This window comes from Streptomyces sp. NPDC033177 (assembly GCF_055577715.1).
Window position 1 is genome coordinate 190,025 of sequence record NZ_JBVIPS010000003.1, and the last position, 18,696, is coordinate 208,720.

General features: G+C 69.6%; 19 protein-coding genes. 15 read left to right on the forward strand and 4 right to left on the reverse strand.

Translation table 11 applies throughout. The features are described from left to right. Nucleotides 1-5: 5 nt before the first annotated feature. Nucleotides 6-839, reverse strand: coding sequence for an SDR family oxidoreductase (locus ACZ5U5_RS11935; RefSeq protein ID WP_469019699.1), 834 nt, complete (start codon nucleotides 837-839; stop codon nucleotides 6-8). Nucleotides 840-1,146: 307 nt separating this feature from the next. On the opposite strand from ACZ5U5_RS11935, the gene ACZ5U5_RS11940 reads away from it, so the two are divergent. From ACZ5U5_RS11940 to ACZ5U5_RS11980, 9 genes are all read left to right on the forward strand, one after another. Beyond that, nucleotides 1,147-1,320 (forward strand): hypothetical protein, encoded by a 174-nt coding sequence (locus ACZ5U5_RS11940; protein WP_365815272.1) that lies wholly within the window; start codon nucleotides 1,147-1,149, stop codon nucleotides 1,318-1,320. Between the two features lie 141 nt (nucleotides 1,321-1,461). Then, on the forward strand, nucleotides 1,462-1,662 hold the full coding sequence (locus tag ACZ5U5_RS11945) for a hypothetical protein (protein WP_469019701.1): 201 nt from the start codon (nucleotides 1,462-1,464) through the stop codon (nucleotides 1,660-1,662). Nucleotides 1,663-1,722: 60 nt separating this feature from the next. Then, on the forward strand, nucleotides 1,723-2,718 hold the full coding sequence (locus tag ACZ5U5_RS11950; RefSeq protein ID WP_469019703.1) for a YihY/virulence factor BrkB family protein: 996 nt from the start codon (nucleotides 1,723-1,725) through the stop codon (nucleotides 2,716-2,718). A gap of 89 nt (nucleotides 2,719-2,807) precedes the next feature. Beyond that, nucleotides 2,808-3,248, forward strand: a complete 441-nt coding sequence (locus ACZ5U5_RS11955; protein WP_469019706.1) for a phage holin family protein — start codon at nucleotides 2,808-2,810, stop codon at nucleotides 3,246-3,248. Then, the gene (locus ACZ5U5_RS11960) at nucleotides 3,245-3,682 is read left to right on the forward strand and encodes a DUF3618 domain-containing protein (protein ID WP_469019708.1); all 438 of its coding nucleotides are present in this window, start codon (nucleotides 3,245-3,247) and stop codon (nucleotides 3,680-3,682) included. The genes ACZ5U5_RS11955 and ACZ5U5_RS11960 overlap by 4 nt, the downstream gene beginning before the upstream one ends. Beyond that, entirely contained in the window at nucleotides 3,679-3,945 is a 267-nt protein-coding gene (locus tag ACZ5U5_RS11965; protein WP_367047125.1) for a DUF4235 domain-containing protein, read from the forward strand. The genes ACZ5U5_RS11960 and ACZ5U5_RS11965 overlap by 4 nt, the downstream gene beginning before the upstream one ends. Before the next feature lie 110 nt (nucleotides 3,946-4,055). Further along, a complete protein-coding gene (locus ACZ5U5_RS11970; protein WP_469019711.1) occupies nucleotides 4,056-5,966 on the forward strand; it encodes a family 20 glycosylhydrolase in 1,911 nt (636 codons plus the stop codon). 38 nt (nucleotides 5,967-6,004) lie between these two features. After that, entirely contained in the window at nucleotides 6,005-7,651 is a 1,647-nt protein-coding gene (locus tag ACZ5U5_RS11975) for an alpha-L-fucosidase (protein ID WP_469019713.1), read from the forward strand. A gap of 70 nt (nucleotides 7,652-7,721) precedes the next feature. Beyond that, nucleotides 7,722-8,120, forward strand: coding sequence for a nuclear transport factor 2 family protein (locus ACZ5U5_RS11980; protein WP_469019715.1), 399 nt, complete (start codon nucleotides 7,722-7,724; stop codon nucleotides 8,118-8,120). Here the strand turns inward: ACZ5U5_RS11980 and ACZ5U5_RS11985 are convergent. Beyond that, a complete protein-coding gene (locus ACZ5U5_RS11985) occupies nucleotides 8,117-8,323 on the reverse strand; it encodes a hypothetical protein (RefSeq protein WP_469019717.1) in 207 nt (68 codons plus the stop codon). The two genes, ACZ5U5_RS11980 and ACZ5U5_RS11985, sit on opposite strands and share 4 nt — an antisense overlap. A 53-nt stretch (nucleotides 8,324-8,376) precedes the next feature. After that, the gene (locus ACZ5U5_RS11990) at nucleotides 8,377-9,393 is read right to left on the reverse strand and encodes a LacI family DNA-binding transcriptional regulator (RefSeq protein ID WP_469019719.1); all 1,017 of its coding nucleotides are present in this window, start codon (nucleotides 9,391-9,393) and stop codon (nucleotides 8,377-8,379) included. A 250-nt stretch (nucleotides 9,394-9,643) separates the two neighbouring features. On the opposite strand from ACZ5U5_RS11990, the gene ACZ5U5_RS11995 reads away from it, so the two are divergent. The 6 genes from ACZ5U5_RS11995 (at nucleotide 9,644) to ACZ5U5_RS12020 (ending at nucleotide 17,923) form a co-directional block, all read left to right on the forward strand. Beyond that, the gene (locus ACZ5U5_RS11995) at nucleotides 9,644-10,954 is read left to right on the forward strand and encodes an extracellular solute-binding protein (RefSeq protein WP_469019722.1); all 1,311 of its coding nucleotides are present in this window, start codon (nucleotides 9,644-9,646) and stop codon (nucleotides 10,952-10,954) included. A 35-nt stretch (nucleotides 10,955-10,989) separates the two neighbouring features. Then, nucleotides 10,990-11,901, forward strand: a complete 912-nt coding sequence (locus tag ACZ5U5_RS12000) for a carbohydrate ABC transporter permease (protein ID WP_469019725.1) — start codon at nucleotides 10,990-10,992, stop codon at nucleotides 11,899-11,901. Nucleotides 11,902-12,021: 120 nt separating this feature from the next. Then, nucleotides 12,022-12,843 (forward strand): carbohydrate ABC transporter permease, encoded by an 822-nt coding sequence (locus tag ACZ5U5_RS12005; RefSeq protein WP_365816251.1) that lies wholly within the window; start codon nucleotides 12,022-12,024, stop codon nucleotides 12,841-12,843. A gap of 77 nt (nucleotides 12,844-12,920) precedes the next feature. Further along, nucleotides 12,921-14,180, forward strand: coding sequence for a glycoside hydrolase 5 family protein (locus ACZ5U5_RS12010; protein ID WP_469019728.1), 1,260 nt, complete (start codon nucleotides 12,921-12,923; stop codon nucleotides 14,178-14,180). A gap of 239 nt (nucleotides 14,181-14,419) precedes the next feature. Next, the gene (locus ACZ5U5_RS12015) at nucleotides 14,420-17,449 is read left to right on the forward strand and encodes an alpha-mannosidase (RefSeq protein ID WP_469019731.1); all 3,030 of its coding nucleotides are present in this window, start codon (nucleotides 14,420-14,422) and stop codon (nucleotides 17,447-17,449) included. 102 nt (nucleotides 17,450-17,551) lie between these two features. Next, on the forward strand, nucleotides 17,552-17,923 hold the full coding sequence (locus tag ACZ5U5_RS12020) for a VOC family protein (RefSeq protein ID WP_469019734.1): 372 nt from the start codon (nucleotides 17,552-17,554) through the stop codon (nucleotides 17,921-17,923). A 22-nt stretch (nucleotides 17,924-17,945) separates the two neighbouring features. On the opposite strand, the gene ACZ5U5_RS12025 is transcribed toward ACZ5U5_RS12020, so the two are convergent. After that, entirely contained in the window at nucleotides 17,946-18,647 is a 702-nt protein-coding gene (locus ACZ5U5_RS12025; protein WP_469019736.1) for a FadR/GntR family transcriptional regulator, read from the reverse strand. Nucleotides 18,648-18,696: the final 49 nt, after the last annotated feature.

Sequence of the window (18,696 nt, forward strand, 5' to 3'; positions counted from 1 at the left end):
CGGTGTCAGGCCTGCTCCGAGGCCCCGCCCGCCGCCGCCCGCAGCCGCTCGTGCACGGCGTACGGGGCCGTCGTCCCGGCAGCGGCCCGCACCCTCGTCCCTCCGTCGACCAAGATGTCGGCGCCCGTCACCCATTCGGCCGCGTCGGAGACGAGCCAGGCCACGGCACGTGCCACGTCCTCCGGTTCGCCGATGCGCCCGAGCGGCAGGCTCGTGGCGAGCTGCTCCTCGGCGCCGTCCCACACGAAGCGGGCCATCTCGGTGCGGATCAGGCCGGGGGAGACGGAGTTGACCCGTACCAAGGGCGCCAGTTCGCCCGCGAGCTGGGCGGTCAGGTGCAGGAGCGCCGCCTTGCTGGTGCCATACGCGCCCACGTTCGGGCCCACGTGTGAGGCGCCCTCGGTGCAGATGTTCACCACCGTGCCGCCGTGCTCGCTCATCCAGGCCCGCCAGGCGAGCTGCGTCAGGCGCAGCGCGGCCTCGACGTTCACGGTGAAGGCGGCGCGCCACGCCGCGAGATCGACGTCCATCAGCGCGCCGTAAGGGGCGTTCGTCGCGGCGTTGTTCACCAGGACGTCGAGCCGCCCGAACTCCTGGACCGCGAGCGCCACGCAGGCCTGCGCCCGACCGGAATCAGCCACGCCGCCCACGCACCCCACGGCCTGGGCGCCGTCCGCGCGCAGCCCGGCCACCGCCGCCTCCAGGGCGGCCGGTTCGCGGGCGGTCAGGACGAGGCGATGCCCCGACTCCGCCAGCGCCCGCGCGACGGCGAGCCCGATCCCGCGCGAGGCCCCGGTCACCAGGGCCACCGCGCCGTCCCTTGCCTGGGCGGAAATCATCTGCGTACGGTCCCATGGAGGCCCGGAAAGGCCCATGGGCTCGACCTGTTGAGAATTTCTCGGCCCGCGGGCCACGCCCACACCGGGATCTTCTGTCCGAAATCCACTCCTTCGGCGGACCCCATAGAGCGCGACCGCGCTCATTTGGTTAATGTGAGGCGAACGGACGGTCTCCAGGGGATCCACGAGTACCCCTCGACCGCCCCGGGACAGGCTCGCCACCATGGCCGCGATCCCGCCTGAACAACGGCGCCACCGCGACCGAACAGCTCTTGTCCTTCCGTTACGCGACACAAAGGAGTGCGCGGTGACACCAGATCTGACGAAGCAGGAAAAGCGACCGGCGGAACACGGCAGTGAACGGGCCGGCAGACCACGCAAGCTGAGCAACCTGGACTCGTGGGCGAAGGCGGCCCCGATCCGGCTTGCCGGCTACGAGGACGACCTCGCCGAGCCGCACATCCTGCCCGGTATCGACTGATCCCTCCGCTTTCGCCGCGCGCCCCCTGCCTACCCGGCCGGGGGCGCGCGGCGTTACGTTTCCGGTCTCGCGGGCTGCCGGGTCCTGGGTTGCCGAGTCGCGGCTTGCCTCGGAAATCGAACACATGATCTAGTCGAACGTATGAGCCACCCCATCCCCGACGACCTCGTACGCATGCAACGGGAGTGGACCGCCACCTACCGTCGGCTGGCCGACCAGCCGGGGCGCACGGTGCTGCGCCGACGCCTGATCCACCTGTCCGTACGGCTGCACTTCCATCCGCTGCTGAAGTCCGCGGCGGCCCGCACGGAGCTGCGCCGCCGCGCGCACGGCGAGCCATGACAACGCAGGTGGATCGGTCCGCTCGCGCATGGGTCGGCGGTTGCGGGTCATCCGGGGGGTATGGACGGAACAGCGGATGCAGAGCGCGGCGTGGACCGCGCGCCGGAAGAACCCACGCAGTTGCCCAAGCGGTCGTGGAAGGCGGTGCTCAAGGGCGTCGTCAAGGAGTTCCAGGACGACGAGCTGACGGACCGGGCCGCGGCACTGACCTACTACGGGGTGCTGTCGCTGTTTCCGACGCTCCTGGTGCTGGTCTCCCTGCTCGGCGTGGTGGGTAAATCGGCGATCGACTGGCTCCTGGAGAACCTGGAGAAGCTCGCGCCCGGTTCGGCGCGGGACATCATCGGCGACGCCGTGAAACAGCTTGAGGGCCAGGGCGGCGTCGGCTCGCTGATGGCGGTGGTCGGCATCGTGCTGGCCGTCTGGGCGTCGTCCGGGTACGTGGGGGCGTTCATCCGCACCGCCAACGCCGTCTACGACATGCCCGAGGGTCGGCCCGTGTGGAAGGTGCTGCCGGTCAGGGTGGGCGTGACGGTGGTGCTGCTCCTCCTCGCGGTCGTCAGCGCGGTCATCGTGGTGTTCACCGGTGGTCTCGCCCGGACCGTGGGCTCGACCCTGGGGATCGGCGACGCGGCCCTGACGGTGTGGTCGATCGCGAAGTGGCCGGTGCTCGTCGTGCTGGTGACCTCCATGATCGCGCTGCTGTTCTGGGCGACGCCGAACGTGAAGGGCCGCGGTTTCAAGTGGATCACCCCCGGCAGCGTGATCGCCCTGGTGATCTGGCTGATCGCCTCGGCCGGATTCGCCTTCTACGTCGGGAACTTCAGCTCCTACAACAAGACCTACGGCGCGCTGGCCGGAGTGATCATTTTTCTGGTGTGGCTGTGGATCAGCAACATCGCGATCCTGCTCGGCCTGGAGTTCGACGCGGAGCTGTCCCGGCAGCGTGCCATCGCCGGCGGGCTTCCCCCCGAGGAGGAGCCCTATGTACCGCCACGTGACACCCGCGCGTGGGACGAACAGGACCAGCGCCGCCTGGCGAGTGGCGACGCGTGACGCCGTCCGCGACGACCGCGGCCCCTGACCATGTGCCGATGCCGAAGATCGGGGTACTCGGCCGCTGAACAGACAGGAGGTTGATGACGATGGCCCAGACAGGCCCGCACCCCACCGGCCGTGACAGCGCCGGACAGACCGCCCCTCACAACGAGCCGGTGGGCGACTTGGTGCAGCGCGCCTCACAGCAGCTGACGGAGCTGGTACGCGGCGAGATGCGGCTGGCCCAGGCGGAGATGAAGGAGAAGACCAGGCGCTACGGCAAGGGCAGCGGGTTGTTCGGCGGAGCCGGTCTCGTCGGCTTCCTGACCCTGCAGGCGCTGGTCGCCACCGCGATCGCGGCGCTCGCCGTGCCGCTTCCGGTGTGGGCCGCGGGGCTGATCGTCACCGCCGTCCTCGGTCTGATCGCCGCGGTACTGGCCCTGACCGGCAAGAAGGAGGTCGGCCGGGCCGCCCCGCCGGTCCCCGAGCAGGCGATCGACGGCGTGAAGGCCGATGTCGCAGAGATCAAGGAGAGTGCACAGCGATGAACCAGCCCGACGACAAGCACACCGCGGACCCCGGGGAGCTGCGCGCCAAGGTTGAGCAGACCCGGCAGGACCTGGGAGAGACGGTCGAGGCACTGGCGGCCAAGACGGACGTCAAGGCCCGCGCACAGGAGAAGGCGGTCGCGATCAAGGGGCAGACCGCCACCAAGGCCGCGGAGCTGAGCGAGCAGGCCAGGGCGAAGGCCACCGAGGCCGCGCATGTGCTGCAGGACAAGGTGCCCGACCAGGTCAAGGACAAGGCCGCCACCGCCACCGGGCAGGTGAAGGCCGCGGCAGGACAGGCCACGGAGGTGTGGCACGACAAGGCGCCCGAGCAGGTCCAGAACCGCCGCACCGGCTTCATCGCGGGGGGCGCGGCGCTGGTGGTCGCGTACGTCCTGGTGCGGCGCAAGCGGAAGCACGGGAGCGCGCGGTGAAGGCCTCGAAGATCGCGTACAAGCCGGTCGGGATGGCGCTCGGCGCGCTCGCCGGTGTGGCCGCGGGCGGGCTGTTCAAACAGGCATGGAAGATGGTCGCCCGCGACGAGGACGCGCCCGACGCCACCGACGAGGACCGCGGCTGGGGCGAGATCCTGCTCGCGGCCACGCTGCAGGGCGCGATCTTCGCCGTGGTCAAGGCGGCTGTCGACCGCGGTGGCGCTGTCGCGACGCGTCGGCTGACGGGTGCCTGGCCCGGCTGATGAGTGTCAGCAATCATCCGATGGATGAGCGCAGGGCTGCGTAAATGTCCAAGTCCCCGCCGAGGGCAATGCATTGACACCCTTCGGAGGCGCTTGAATCATCGGATGTCATGACTGACATGCGCATGATGTTCGCGCCGGGCCGTGCGCCACGCCGCGCGCGGCTCCGCAGACTGCGGGGCGCCGCGGTGGCCCTGCTGCTGCTCGCGGCGCCGGTCCCGGCGGCCCAGGCCGCCGGGACCTCGCGACCCGCCACGGACCCACCCCGCACCGTCCCCGCCCTGGCCGACTGGACGCCGGGGAAGGGGAGCTACGCCTACGGCCCCGACACCCGGCTCGTCGCGCACGGGCAGGCGGCCCGCGAAGTCGCACGTACCCTCGCCGAAGATCTGCGCGCCGCGGGCGAGGGCCGGGTGCCGGTCACCGGCGGCGCCCCGCGTGACGGCGACATCGTGATCGACGTCGCTCCCGCCCGCAAGACGCTCGGCGCCGAAGGATACGAACTCCGCGCGGGCAAGCGCCTGGAGATCACCGGCGCGAGCGACGCCGGCGCCTTCTACGGCACCCGCACCCTCCTCCAGCTCCTCGCCCAGAGCGACCGCGTACCCGCCGGGCGCACCGTGGACGTGCCGCAGTACAAGGAACGCGGGGTGGGCGTCTGCGCCTGCTACATCCATGTCTCCACGCCCTGGCTGGAGAACCTCGTACGTGACATGGCGTACAACAAGCAGAACCAGCTGCTCCTCGAACTCAAGGTGAAGAGCGACAAGCACCCCGAGGCCAACAGCTGGGGCTACTACACCAAGAGCGAGATACGCCGCATCGTCGCCCTCGGCGAGAAGTACCACGTCACGATCATCCCGGAGATCAACTCGCCCGGCCACATGGACCCTTGGCTGGAGAAGCGCACCGACCTCCAGCTCACCGACTCCGACGGAAAGCCGCAGCCCTCGCGCCTTGACGTCACCAAGGACGAGGCCTTCGCGTACTACACGAGCCTCATCGACGAGTACGCCGAGGTGTTCCCCGCGAAGTCCTGGCACATGGGCGCCGACGAGTACATGCTCGGCTCCGACTTCGCCAAGTACCCCCACATCCTCGAATACGCGAAGAAGAAATACGGGGAGAAGGCAACCCCGCAGGACGCCTTCGTCGACTTCATCAACCGGGTGCACGCGTACGCCAAGGGTGAGGGCAAGCAGTTGCGCATCTGGAACGACGGCCTGACCGGCGCGAACACGGTGCCGGTCGCGGCGGGCACGAGCGTGGAGCACTGGCTCGACGTGAAGACGAAGCCGAGCCAACTCATCGCGCAGGGCCACCCGTTGCAGAACGCCGCCTACGCGCTCTACCTCGTCCGCGGCGGCTTCCACACCGACACCGAGTCGCTGTACGACCAGGCGTGGGACCCGCGCAGCTTCGAGGGCGAGAAGCTCGCGTCGCGCGACGGCATCACCGGGGCGAAGATCAGCCTGTGGCCGGACAACGGCCGGGGCGAGACCGAGAACGAGGTCGCGGCCTCCATGGCGATGCCGCTCAGCCATGTCGCCCAGGTCACCTGGGGTTCCGCGCACCCGGACCCGACGTACGCCGACTTCACCGCGCGCGCCACGTCTGTGGGCCACGCGCCGGGTTGGCGTGACCTGACGAAGCCGCCGGTGGCCGACGGGACGTACACCCTGCGCGACACCAAGGGGCATGCTGAGCCCGCTGCGTACGAGATCAAGCGCACTGCCGACGGCTACGTCACGCTGAAGTCCACGGCGGACGGCACCTGCCTGGAGACCCGGAGCGGGAAACTCACCCTCAACGTCCCCCTTGAGCCCGGCAGTTCGGTCACACGGGAGACCTGCGACACGGCGAACACCTTGCAGCGCTGGCAGCTGGCGAAGGCGTCGGACGGATACCGGCTGACGAACGCGATCACCCAGATGTCCGTGTACGCGGCCGAGGACGGGCGGCTCCGGCAGTACCCGGCGGATCAACAGGCCCCGACCACCTGGGCCTTGACCGCCCGCTGATCCCCGTACCTCGGCATCCGACAGGAGACCGCACCCCCATGACTGTCAGCAGACGTCTCTTCGTGACCGCCGCCGTCACCACGGCGGTCGCCGCGTCGAGCACATCCTTCGCCCTCGCGGCGCCCGGCCCGACCGGCGCCCCCGCCGTTCCGGAGCCGCCCTACCGCATCCCGATCAGCCCCAAGGACTCCCCGGACGGCGTCGTCGCCAAGGCCGCTCAAGTCCGCCCGACAGAGCGGCAGATCGCCTGGCAGCGCCTCGAACAGACCGCGTTCCTGCACTTCGGGGTCAACACCTTCACCGGCCTCGAATGGGGCACGGGCGACGAGGACCCCGACGTCTTCCAGCCCTCCGGACTCGACACCGACCAGTGGGCGCGGGCCCTGCGCGACGGCGGATTCAAGCTCGCCATCCTCACTGTCAAGCACCACGACGGCTTCGTGCTCTACCCCTCTCGTTACACCAAGCACAGTGTGGTGAGCAGCAGTTGGCAGGGCGGCAAGGGCGATGTGCTGCGCTCGTTCGCCGACTCGCTGCGACGGCACGGGATCAAGGTGGGCGTCTACATCTCGCCCGCCGACGAGAACCAGTACCTGCACGGCGTCTACGCCAACGGCAGCGCCCGCTCACGGCGCACCATTCCCACGCCGGTGGAGGGTGACGACCGGGCGGACGCCGCCGCCGTACGGTCGTTCACCCTCGACGCGACCGACTACGGCGCGCACATGCTCAACCAGCTGTACGAGGTGCTCACCGAGTACGGGCCCATCGACGAGGTGTGGTTCGACGGGGCGCAGGGGCGTATCCCACCGGAGAAGGTCGAGACGTACGACTGGGACAGCTGGTACGCGGTCATCCGCGCCCTGGCCCCGGACGCGACGGTCGCCGTGCGCGGGCCTGACGTACGGTGGGTCGGCAACGAGGGTGGTCTGGCGCGCGAGAACGAGTGGAGCGTCGTCCCCGTAAAAGACTCGGGGAACGGCAGCATCGACTACGCCCTGAAGTACGACGCCCCCGACCAGGGGAGCCGCCAGGCACTCGCCGAGGCGAGGGATGTCGCCCAGTACGTCCAGTGGTGGCCCGCGGAGTGCGATGTCTCGATCAGGCCGGGGTGGTTCTACCACGAGGACGAACAGCCCAAGTCCGTCGAGCAGTTGACGGACATCTGGTTCCGCTCGGTGGGCCGGAACTCCGTCCTTCTGCTCAACATCCCGCCGGACAAGCGGGGCCTGCTCCCCGAGGCGGACGTGGCCCGGTTGCGGGAGTTCCGTGAGCGGATCGGGCGTGAGCTGCCCGAGGACTTCGCGCGGGACGCACGGGCCTGGGGCGACGGCCGCCGACCCTCGCGGGCCGTCGACGGCGACCCGGACACGGCGTGGGCGTGCCCGGCGCCCTCCCGGGGGACGCTCACCGTCGACCTGGGTGAGGTGCGCGAGGTCGACCGGATCCGGCTGGGGGAGGCCATCCGGCGGGGTCAGCAGCTGGAGCACGCGGTGATCGAAGCCCGGGTCTCCGGCTCCGGCGGCTCCGGATGGACCCTCGTGACCGAGGTGGAAACGGTGGGTGCAAGCCGGGTCCTGACCCTTGCCACGCCGCTACGGGCCCGGGAGTGGCGGATCCGGGTGACGGGGTCGCGCGGGGCGGTGCGCCTCGCGGAGTTCGGCCTGTACCGGTCTCGGGTGTAGCGGGCAGGCGTAGCCGGCTTCACCACGTGCCCCAAGTGGGCCGGGCCGCGCCGGTGTTACCGTCGCGGCCATGTCCAAGAACGAGATCGACGCCGTGACCGCCGAGTTCTTCGGCGCCTTCGACAACCGGGGTGGCCGGGCCGCCGACGTGGCCCGGATCCGCCGTCTGATGCTCCCCGGGGGCGTGATCGTCTCGACCGGACCGCAGTTCACGGTCTACACGGTGGAGGAGTTCATCGAGCCGCGCGAACGGCTTTTGTCGGAAGGCCGGTTGGTCGAATTCTCCGAGTGGGAGACGTCCGAACGGACCGAGATCGAGGGCGACATCGCCTCGCGGTTCGGCACGTACCGCAAGTCCGGGACGCTGGACGGCGAACCCTTCGAGGGGAGCGGGACCAAGACCATCCAGTTCGTCCGCACCCCGGAGGGCTGGCGGATCACGGCATTCTCCTGGTACGACAAGGCCTAGGGCCAGGAAACCCCGCTGCCCCGCACCGTCAGGGGGGCCGGTTCATCCTCGTCGTCCTCAACGACGACCGGGAACGCGCGCACGATCGCCAGTGTCACCGGCCGGGGGCCCAGACCGAGATGCCACCGGAGTTCGGCGAGCTCCTCGTCGGAGATGTCCGCACGCAGGTCCAACGCCACCGAGAGCTCGTAGATGTCTGCCATGCCGGCACTGTACGGGCGGGGTACGACAGGCTTGCCCGGGGCTGCGGCACCGCTCAGTCCCCGGCCACCCTCCCCGTGCTCTCCCGCTCGATGAGCGTGGGCAGCGGCACCTGGACCGTGGCCGCGGGGCCGTCGTCCAGGAGGGAGAGGAGTTCGCGCGCCGCCGTACGCCCGAAGGACACCGTGTCGCGTGACAGGGCCGTGAGCCACGGGTGCACCATCCGGCACAGTGCCGAGTCCTCCCACGCGATCACCGACACGTCCCCCGGCACGGAGAAGCCCAGCGAGGCCGCCGCGGCGATCCCCGCGACGGCCATCACGTCGTTGTCGTACACCAGAGCTGTCGGCGGTGACGCGGCGGACAGCACCCGCCGGGTCACCGCGGCGCCCTCCGCGTCCGAGTAGTCCGTGGTCACCGAGCGGACCTCCGACAGGTCGCGCCGCTCGGCCTCGGCCCGCAGCGTACGGATCCGGCGCTCGGTGTGGGCGAGGCCGGACAGACCCGCGATGTGCACGATGCGGCGGTGGCCGAGGGCGTGCAGATGGTCCACGACCGAAGCCATCGCGCCCGCGTCGTCAGCCCAGACGGTGGAGAGGAAGGGGTGGTGAGCCTCCGGGTCCGGTACGCCGCCCGTCACCACCGCGGGCAGGCCGAGTTCGTCGAGGAGTGCCGGGCGCGGGTCCTGCGTGCGCGGGTCCACGACGAGGACGCCGTCCACCCGGTGCTCGGCCCACCAGCGCTGGTAGACCGCGCACTCGGCGGTCACGTCCTCCACCACCTGGAAGAGCAGGCCCAGTTGACGCTCCGCCAGGACTTCCTGGATGCCCGAGATCAGTTGCAGGAAGAACGAGTCGACGCCCAGTGTCCCGGCGGGCCGGGCCACCACGAGCCCCACCGTCGCCGAACCCTCGCCGGACAGTGCGCGCGCCGCCGTGCTCGGGTGCCAGCCCAACTGCTCGGCGACCCTGCGGACCCGGTCGCGGGTGACCTCGGAGACTCCGGGCCGGTCGTTGAGCGCGAAGGACACGGCGCTCTCGGAGACGCCGGCGCGGCGTGCGATGTCCTTCATGGTCGGTCGGCGTGCCGGGGACCGCTTGCCTTGCACCGGTGTTGCCCCTTTCCTCTGGCGCGCATACTAATGCGCTTGAGCCAGCACACTCTAAAGCGCTTTAGTCGATCCCCGCAAGAAGTTCAACGCACCGCTCTGACCTGCATAGTTGAAGAGATTCGCGGGATTATTCAACGAATCCATTGACTTTTTGCCGGAGTTCCATGCAAGGTCTGCCTCACGCTGGGCCGAGCAAAGGAGCCGTTTCACCGTGCGCATCTCACACCACCCCCGCAGCATCTCCGGAAGGGCAGCCGCCACTGCCGCCGTCCTCGCCGTGCTCCTGCCGCTGAGCGGCTGTGGCGACGGAGGCGACGGCGGCGGTTCGACCGACGCGTCCGGCAAGATCGAGGGCGAGATCACCTTCCAGACCTGGAACCTGAAGGCGAACTTCAAGTCGTACTTCGAGGGCGTCGTCGACGGCTTCGAGAAGAAGTACCCCGGCACGAAGGTGAACTGGGTCGACCAGCCGGGCGAGGGTTACGCCGACAAGATCAGCGCCGACGCCGCGGCCGGCACCCTGCCCGACGTCGTCAACGTCTCGCCCGACCTCGTGGCCCCGCTCGCCAAGGCCGGTCTCGCGCTCGACCTCGACAAGGCCGCCGGAAAGTACGAGAAGGAGTACCTGCCGGGGGCGTGGAAGAGCCACCAGATACCGGGCACGGAGGGGACGTACGCCTTCCCCTGGTACCTGAACACCGGGCCGCTCTTCTACAACAAGCGGATCTTCAAGGAGGCGGGGCTCGACGCCGACAAGCCCCCGAAGACGTACGACGAACTCTTCGCCGACGCGCTGAAGCTGTCGAAGGAGACCAAGGGCAAGACCGCCACGCTCGCCAACGTCCCCACCATCGAGGACTTCGGGCGCTACGGGGTGCCGCTGATGGACAAGGAAGGGACCAGGTTCACCTTCAACGGCCCCAAGGGCGTCGAACTCCTCACCAAGTACAAGGAGTTGTACGACGCGAAGGCCCTGGACGGTCAGGCGCTCACCGCGACCCCCGAGTCGACGGGCAAGAAGTTCCTCACCGAGGCCGTCGCCATGAACCCCGGAAGCGCCTTGGACCTCGGCAAGTTCAAGAAGGAGGCGCCCGGCCTCTACAAGAACATCGGGATCACGCCGCAGATCACCGACACCGGCAAGGACAACATGTACGTGATGGGTGTCATGGTGAACACCCGCACCAAGCAGACGCCCGCCGCCGTGGCCTTCGCCCACTACGTGACGGACGCGCAGCGCCAGATGTCCTTCGCCAAGAAGGTGGCGATCTTCCCCAGCACGAAGGGTTCGCTCGACGACCCGTACTTCACCAAAGAGGACGGGACCGACGACACGCGGGTGCGGGTCGCCGCTGCCAAGTCCATCAAGACCGCGGTGAACTACACGCCCGTGCTGTTCAGCGAGCAGATGAAGATCGAGCTGCGCAACGGCGTCGCCAGGGCGCTGCAGGGCAAGCAGAGTCCCGAGGAAGCGCTTGACAACGCTGTCAAGAACTGTGACCGGCTGCTGAAGCAGAGCTGACAGGACGAGCTGACAGGACGACACGGACCACCACCATGAAAAGCTCCAGCGCCGCGGTCGGTCAAAGCCAGAGCCGCCGCATCAGACGTCAACTGCCCTCAAGCCCCTGGCTGTTCGCGGCTCCGGGCCTGCTGATCGTCGGCATCTTCATCCTCTATCCGTTCGTCAGCACGCTCATCAACTCCTTCACCGACAAGCGCACCCTGATCCCGGGGGAGTACGTCGGCCTGGACAACTTCCGCGAGCTGCTGCACGACGACATGTTCTGGATCGGGCTCCGCAACTCGACGCTCTACATCGTGGGGGTCGTCCCCGCGCTCGTCCTGCTGCCGCTGCTGCTCGCGATGCTCGTCCAGAAACACATCCCCGGCATCACCTTCTTCCGGTCCGCCTTCTACACGCCCGTGGTCGCCTCCATCGTCGTGGTGGGCCTGATCTGGGTGTGGATGCTGGATGAACGGGGTCTGGTCAACGCGGTGTTGGAGGCCGTGGGCATCGGCTCGGTCGGCTTCCTCAGCGACCAGTGGCTGCTCCTCCTGAGTGCCATGGCCGTCACGGTCTGGAAGGGCCTCGGCTACTACATGATCATTTACCTGGCGGCGCTCGCCAACGTGCCACGTGAACTCCACGAGGCCGCGTCGGTGGACGGCGCGGGCTCCGTCCGCCGCTTCTTCACCGTCACCGTGCCCGCCGTGCGCTCCACCATGGTGCTGGTGGCCGCGCTGTCCTCGGTCGCCGCCTTCAAGGTGTTCTCCGAGGTCTATCTGATGGCCGGGCCCAACGGCGGCCCGGCGGGCGAGGACACCACGCTGGTGATGCTGGTGCAACGCGTCGGCACCGGCCTGACCGGCCGCGTCGGGTACGCGTCGGCCATCTCGGTCGTCGTCTTCGTCGTCACCGTCGCGCTGATGCTGCTCGTGCTGCGCGCGGACCGGAAGGAGGACTGACCCGTGAGCATCGCGACCGACACGCGCAAGACCGAGCGGGCCGCGCGGAAGACGGAGGGCAATGCCGGGAAGGGCGGCGCCCGCAGGCGCGGGCGGATCACCGACGAGAACGGCCGCCGGATGCCCGTGTGGGAGATCATCCTGCGCTACGGCCTCCTGCTCGCCGTACTGGCCCTGATGATCGGCCCCTTCCTCTGGCAGCTGTCCACCTCCCTGAAGGGCCCGCACGAGAACATCTTCAGCTCCCCGCCCAAGTTCCTGCCGAGCAGCCCGACCTTCCACAACTACGAACGCGTCGCCGACACCATCCCCGTCTGGGACTACGCGCTCAACTCCCTGAAGGTGGCCGCCGCCAACGTGGTGACCAACTGCGTGGGCGCCACACTCGCCGGCTACGCGCTCGCCCGCCTGCGCTACCGGGGCCGCCGCGCGGCCACGATCGTGTTCGTCCTCGCCATGCTGGTGCCCGTGGAGGGCATCATCATCGCCCAGTTCACGACCATGCGGGAGCTGGGCCTGAACAACACCCTCATCGGTGTGCTGCTGCCCGGCTGCGTCTCCGCGCTCAACGTCCTGCTGATGCGCAACGCCTTCCTGAACCTGCCGTACGAGATCGAGGAAGCCGCGTACGTCGACGGCGCGAACGTCTGGCAGCGGTTCCTGCGGATCGCCCTGCCCGCGGTCAAGGGCACGCTCGCCGTGGTGGCGATCTTCGCCTTCATGGGCGCCTGGGACGACTTCCTCTGGCCGCTGATCGTGCTGAGCGACCCGGACAAGTTCACCCTGACCATCGGCCTGAACTACCTGCACGGCACCTTCGCCAACGACGAACGGCTCGTCGCCGCGGGCACGGTCATCGCCGTGCTCCCGCTGATCGTGCTCTTCGCCTGCCTCCAGCGGTACTTCTTCCGCGGGGTGGGCGAGGGGGCGGTAAAGGGCTGAGCCGCCGCCCCCCCCCTCGTACTCCCTTGCACCCCGGTCCCGTGCCGGGCCCCCACACCCCGAGAACCAGGACTCGCATGTCTCGTACGACCCGTGTGCCCTCCGCCGCGCCGCGCTTCGGCGCGAACTACACCCCGAGCCAGGGGTGGTTCCACCACTGGCTCGACTTCGACATCGACGCCGTACGCGCCGATCTCGACGCGATCGCCGCGCTTGGCCTCGACCACATCCGGGTCTTCCCGATCTGGCCGTACTTCCAGCCCAACCGCACCCTGATCCGGCCGCGCGCCGTGGAGCAGCTCGTCGCCCTCGCGGACGCAGCGGCCGAGCGCGGCCTCGACGTGAACGTCGACGGACTGCAGGGGCACCTGTCCAGCTTCGACTTCCTGCCCGCGTGGACGCAGACGTGGCACCGGCGGAACATCTTCACCGAGCCGGATGTCGTGGAAGGCGAGGTCGCGTACCTGCGTACGCTCGCCGCGGCCCTGGCCGACCGGCCGAACTTCATCGGCATGACCATCGGCAACGAGGTCAACCAGTTCTCGGCGGGCCCGCACCCCGACCCCGACCGCATCACGCAGGACCAGGCGGGGGAATGGCTGCGGCGGGTGCTCGCCGCGTGCGAGGAGGGCGCTCCCGGCAAGCTGCATCTGCACGCCGAGTACGACGCCGCCTGGTACCAGGACGACCAGCCGTTCACCCCGGCCCAGGCCGCGCGCCTCGGTGGTGCGACCGCCGTGCACTCCTGGGTGTTCAACGGCACGGCCCAACGGCACGGGCGGGGCGGGGTCGCCACCGCTCACCACGCGGCGTACATGATCGAACTGTCCAAGGCGTGGGCGGACGATCCGCACCGCCCGGTCTGGCTCCAGGAGGTGGGCGCGCCGGCTCCCCTCATCCCCGCGGAACACGCGGCCGCCTTCACCGAGGCGACGGTGGAGGCGGCGCTCGACTGTGCGGATGTGTGGGGGGTGACGTGGTGGTGCTCGCACGATGTGTCGCGCTCGCTGGCTGACTTCCCTGAACTGGAGTACAGCCTGGGCCTGTTGACCAACTCGGGGCTGGTCAAGCCGGGGGGTGAGGTGCTTGCGCGGCTCGCGAAGGAGTGGCGGGGGCGGGAGTATGCGCCTGCCGTGCGGGGAACCGCCGTGGTGGTCGAGGACTCCGCTTCGGAGCGGTCCGCGTGTGCTCCTGGGGGAGCGGTTTTCGAGGCGTTCATGCGGCTCGCGGCGGACGGGGTGCGGCCCACCACGGTGTTGGCCTCCCGGGCTGGTGACGCCGCGCACTTGGCTGCGCGGGGCATTACGGAGGTCGTGCGTCCGGGGGAGGTCGGCTAAGCCCAAGTTCTTTCCCCCACCCCGCCCCTTCCCGAAACTCGCTGCGCGAGAGCCTCCTCAAACGCCGGAGGGGCTGAAAATCCAGCCCGTCCGGCGTTTGAGGACGAACTCGGCGGAGCCGGTGATGGCTGGTACGCAAGGCCCCCGCGCCAGAGCGGGTTTTCGGGAAGGGGCGGGGTTGGGGACAACAAAACTCACCCCCCCAGAACCCGCAGTGAACGAGCAACCGGAGAACCCACATGCATGACGACCGCACCCTCATAGAAGCCCGGCTCAAGCGCGTCCTCGACGAGCGCATCCGCCCCGCCGTCTACCCCGAGTCCGTACCTCTGGACGTAGCGGTGTGGAACGCGCCGGGCGAGCCGGTTCCAGTGGCCGAAGGCCTGGCCGCCGAGACGACGCCGACCGAGGTCGGCGCGCGGTGGGGCGCCCCCTGGGCCACCAGCTGGTTCCAGGTGACCGGCACCGTCCCCAAGGAATGGGCGGGAAGGACCGTCGAGGCCATCCTCGACCTCGGCTTCGACGAGAACATGCCCGGCTTCCAGTGCGAGGGCCTGGTCTACCGCCCCGACGGCACCCCGGTGAAGGGCCTCAACCCCCGTAACCAGTGGGTGCGGATCGCCGCCCCGGCGACCGGCGGCGAGGACGTCCACCTGCACATCGAGGCCGCCTCCAACCCCGTCATCCTCGACTACCACCCCTTCCTGCCCACCCAGCTCGGCGACAAGGAGACGGCCGGCAGCGAGCCCCAGTACAAGCTCGCCCGCATGGACCTCGCCGTCTTCGACGAGACCGTGTGGCAGCTCGTCATCGATCTCGAAGTGCTCGGCGAGCTCATGCAGGAACTTCCCGAGGACTCCGGTCGGCGGTACGCGATCGTGCGCGCCATCGGCCGCGCCCTGGACGCCGTCGACCTCCAGGACGTGAACGGCTCCGCGCCCGCGGCCCGCGCGGAACTCGAAGGCGTCCTCACCACGCCCGCCGAGCCCTCGGCCCACCGCATCAGTGCCGTCGGCCACGCGCACATCGACTCCGCGTGGCTGTGGCCGCTGCGTGAGACGGTGCGCAAGGTCGCGCGTACGACGTCGAACATGACCGCGCTCATCGAGGACGAGCCGGACTTCGTCTTCGCCATGTCGCAGGCGCAGCAGTGGGCGTGGGTCAAGGAGCACCGGCCCGAGGTGTGGGCGAAGGTCAAGAAGGCGGTCGCCGACGGGCGGTTCGTGCCGGCTGGTGGCATGTGGGTCGAGTCGGACACGAACATGCCGGGGTCGGAGGCGATGGCCCGTCAGTTCGTGCACGGCAAGCGGTTCTTCCTCGACGAGTTCGGCGTCGAGAACGACGAGGCGTGGCTTCCCGACACCTTCGGATTCGCTGCCGGGCTGCCCCAGATCATCAAGGCGGCGGGCTCGAAGTGGCTGCTGACCCAGAAGATCTCCTGGTCGCAGACGAACCGCTTCCCGCACCACACGTTCAACTGGGAAGGAATCGACGGCACCCGCATCTTCACGCACTTCCCGCCCGTCGACACCTACAACTGCTCGATGAAGGGCAGCGAGATCGCCCACGCGGCGAAGAACTTCAAGGACAAGGGCGTCGCCCGGCACTCCCTCGCCCCGACCGGCTGGGGTGACGGAGGCGGCGGCACCACCCGCGAGATGATCGCGAAGGCGGGACGCCTCCGTGACCTGGAGGGCTCTGCGACGGTCAAGTGGGAAACCCCGGCGGCCTTCTTCGAGAAGGCCGAGGCGGAGTACCCGAACGCCCCGATCTGGGTCGGCGAGCTGTACCTGGAGCTGCACCGCGCCACGCTCACCAGCCAGGCGGGCACCAAGCAGGGCAACCGCCGCAGCGAGCACCTGCTGAGGGAGGCGGAACTGTGGGCGGCGACGGCGGCGGTGCGTGCACCCGATTTCGCCTACCCCTATGAGGAGTTGGACCGCATCTGGAAGACGGTGCTGCTCCACCAGTTCCACGACATCCTGCCCGGCTCGTCCATCGCCTGGGTGCACCGGGAGGCGCGCGCGACGTACGCGAAGGTCGCCGAGGAGCTGAACGGCATCATCGACGCGGCTCAGCGGGCGCTTGCCGGGGAGGGCGGCGGCACGGACACCACCCTCGTCTTCAACTCCACCCCGCACACCCGCGACGGCGTCCCGGCGGGCGGCGCGCGGCCCGCCGCGATCGACGGCCAGTCGGCGATAGCCTCGCGCGCCGACGGCGGCTATGTGCTGGACAACGGCCTGCTGCGGGTCGAGATCGACGCGCGCGGTCTGATCGTCTCGGCGTACGACCTCGTGGCAGGCCGGGAGACCGTCGCGCCCGGCCAGGCGGCGAACCTGCCGCAGATCCACGCCGACTTCCCCAACATGTGGGACGCGTGGGACGTCGACGAGTTCTACCGCAACACGGTCACGGACCTGACGGAGGCGGACTCGGTCGAGCCCGTCGAGAACGACGCCTCGGTCCGTGTCATACGCAGCTTCGGCGCGTCGCGGCTCACGCAGACGCTGACCCTGTCGCCCGGCTCCATGCGCCTGGACATCGACACGGAGGTGGACTGGCACGAGACGGAGAAGTTCCTGAAGCTGGCGTTCCCGCTGGACATCCACGCGGAGCGGTACGCGTCGGAGACGCAGTTCGGCCACTTCTACCGGGCCACGCACACCAACACGAGCTGGGAGGCCGCCAAGTTCGAGGCGTGCAACCACCGCTTCGTGCACGTGGAGGAGCCGGGCTGGGGCGTGGCCCTGGTCACCGACTCGACGTACGGCCACGACGTGACCCGCACGGTACGCGCCTCGGACTCCGGCACGACCACCACGGTCCGCGCCTCGCTCCTGCGCGCCCCGCGTTTCCCCGACCCCGAGACGGACCAGGGCGTCCACCGCTTCCGGCACGCGTTGGTCCCGGGGGCCGGGATCGGCGACGCGGTGCGTGAGGGCTACCGGATCAACCTGCCCGAGCGGCAGGTGCCGGGCGGCGCCGAGGTGACCCCGCTGGTGACCCTCGACAACGACGCGGTGGTCGTCACGGCCCTCAAGCTCGCTGACGACGGCAGCGGTGACGTGGTCGTCCGCTTCCACGAGTCGCGGGGCGGGCGGGCGAAGGCAACGCTGATGCCGGGCTTCCCGTTCGGCTCGGTCACGGCGACGGATCTCCTGGAGCGCCCCCTCACCGACGCGCCGGCTCCGGAGCACTCGGACGGCGGTGTCACCCTCACCCTGCGCCCGTTCGAACTGGTGACGCTGCGCCTGACGCGGGCGTGACGTCGCGCTGAGCTGACCTGACGAGGGAGATTGCCGGCGGGGCAGAAAGACAGTCCCGCCGGCTTCGTCGGCGCCCCTTCATCCGGGCGCACACTGATGTACATGCCTGTCACGCTGCACCACATCGTCATCGACGCCCACGACCTGCCCGCCCTGGCCCGCTTCTGGGCGGAGGCGCTGCGCTGGCGCATCCTGTCCGAGCGGGAACGCGAGGTCGTGATCGGGCCCGACGAGAACGCGCCGGTCGGCATCTGCTTCATGCCGACGACGGACCGCAAGGTCGTCAAGAACCGTCTGCACCTGGACCTGACGTCCGACGCGGAAGACCGCGACGCCGAGATCGACCGCCTGCTCGCACTCGGGGCACGGAGGGCGGAGGTCGGACAGAGCGGCGAGGAGTCCTGGACGGTCCTTGCCGATCCGGAGGGCAACGAGTTCTGCGTGGTCCGCCCGAAGAAGACCCTCATCGGTTAGGGCCCTTGGGCGCGGCGGCCCGTCAGCCGTCCACCTGTGCCCGCATCCACTCCTCCACCTCTCCCACGTGTGCCGCCGCCGCGGCCCTCGCTGCCTCTGGGTCGCGGGCGGCCAATGCCCGGTGGATGCGGGCGTGTTCGCGGCGCGTGCGTTCGAAGGCGCCCTCTTCCTGGTAGCCGCGCCAGACCCTCGCGCGGAACGTGCGGGACGACAGGCCCTCCAGGATGGCCGCCATCGTGTCGTTGCCTGCCGCGAGGGCGATCGTCCGGTGGAACGCCAGGTCGTGGGAGAGGATTTCCTCCGGGTCCTCCGTGGCGTTCATCGCCTCCAAGTGCTTCTCCACGTCCGCCAGTTGATCGGCGGAGATCCGTGCCGCCGCCAGCGCCGTCGCCGTGGATTCGAGGACCCGGCGTACCTCCAGGAGCTCCACGAGGCGTGGTCCTCGTGACAGGTCGGCCACGACTCCGAAGGTCTCCAGGAGGTCCCCGGCCTCCAGCTGGGTGACGTAGATGCCCGAACCGTGCCGGGCCTCCAGGACCCCCATCACCGTGAGCGCCCGGATCGCCTCCCGCATGGAGCTCCGTGAGAGGCACAGCTGCGTGGCCAAGTCACGCTCCGTGGGCAGGCGTTGGCCCGGTTCGAGCCGGCCCTCGCCGATCATCGCCTTGATCTGCTCGATGGCCCGCTGCGTCACGGTGCCCTTCTGCGGGGCGGTCTGGTCCACGTAACGCTCCTCCACTAGCCGAGTGCGCCGCAGTCTAGTCAGAGATGTG

Excerpts from the sequence above, each read along its gene's own strand:
- ACZ5U5_RS11935 (WP_469019699.1), bottom strand. The coding sequence starts at position 839 with ATGATTTCCGCCCAGGCAAGGGACGGCGCGGTGGCCCTGGTGACCGGG.
- ACZ5U5_RS11945 (WP_469019701.1), top strand. The coding sequence starts at position 1,462 with ATGAGCCACCCCATCCCCGACGACCTCGTACGCATGCAACGGGAGTGG.
- ACZ5U5_RS11950 (WP_469019703.1), top strand. The coding sequence starts at position 1,723 with ATGGACGGAACAGCGGATGCAGAGCGCGGCGTGGACCGCGCGCCGGAA.
- ACZ5U5_RS11955 (WP_469019706.1), top strand. The coding sequence starts at position 2,808 with ATGGCCCAGACAGGCCCGCACCCCACCGGCCGTGACAGCGCCGGACAG.
- ACZ5U5_RS11960 (WP_469019708.1), top strand. The coding sequence starts at position 3,245 with ATGAACCAGCCCGACGACAAGCACACCGCGGACCCCGGGGAGCTGCGC.
- ACZ5U5_RS11970 (WP_469019711.1), top strand. The coding sequence starts at position 4,056 with ATGACTGACATGCGCATGATGTTCGCGCCGGGCCGTGCGCCACGCCGC.
- ACZ5U5_RS11975 (WP_469019713.1), top strand. The coding sequence starts at position 6,005 with ATGACTGTCAGCAGACGTCTCTTCGTGACCGCCGCCGTCACCACGGCG.
- ACZ5U5_RS11980 (WP_469019715.1), top strand. The coding sequence starts at position 7,722 with ATGTCCAAGAACGAGATCGACGCCGTGACCGCCGAGTTCTTCGGCGCC.
- ACZ5U5_RS11985 (WP_469019717.1), bottom strand. The coding sequence starts at position 8,323 with ATGGCAGACATCTACGAGCTCTCGGTGGCGTTGGACCTGCGTGCGGAC.
- ACZ5U5_RS11990 (WP_469019719.1), bottom strand. The coding sequence starts at position 9,393 with ATGAAGGACATCGCACGCCGCGCCGGCGTCTCCGAGAGCGCCGTGTCC.
- ACZ5U5_RS12000 (WP_469019725.1), top strand. The coding sequence starts at position 10,990 with ATGAAAAGCTCCAGCGCCGCGGTCGGTCAAAGCCAGAGCCGCCGCATC.
- ACZ5U5_RS12005 (WP_365816251.1), top strand. The coding sequence starts at position 12,022 with ATGCCCGTGTGGGAGATCATCCTGCGCTACGGCCTCCTGCTCGCCGTA.
- ACZ5U5_RS12010 (WP_469019728.1), top strand. The coding sequence starts at position 12,921 with ATGTCTCGTACGACCCGTGTGCCCTCCGCCGCGCCGCGCTTCGGCGCG.
- ACZ5U5_RS12015 (WP_469019731.1), top strand. The coding sequence starts at position 14,420 with ATGCATGACGACCGCACCCTCATAGAAGCCCGGCTCAAGCGCGTCCTC.
- ACZ5U5_RS12020 (WP_469019734.1), top strand. The coding sequence starts at position 17,552 with ATGCCTGTCACGCTGCACCACATCGTCATCGACGCCCACGACCTGCCC.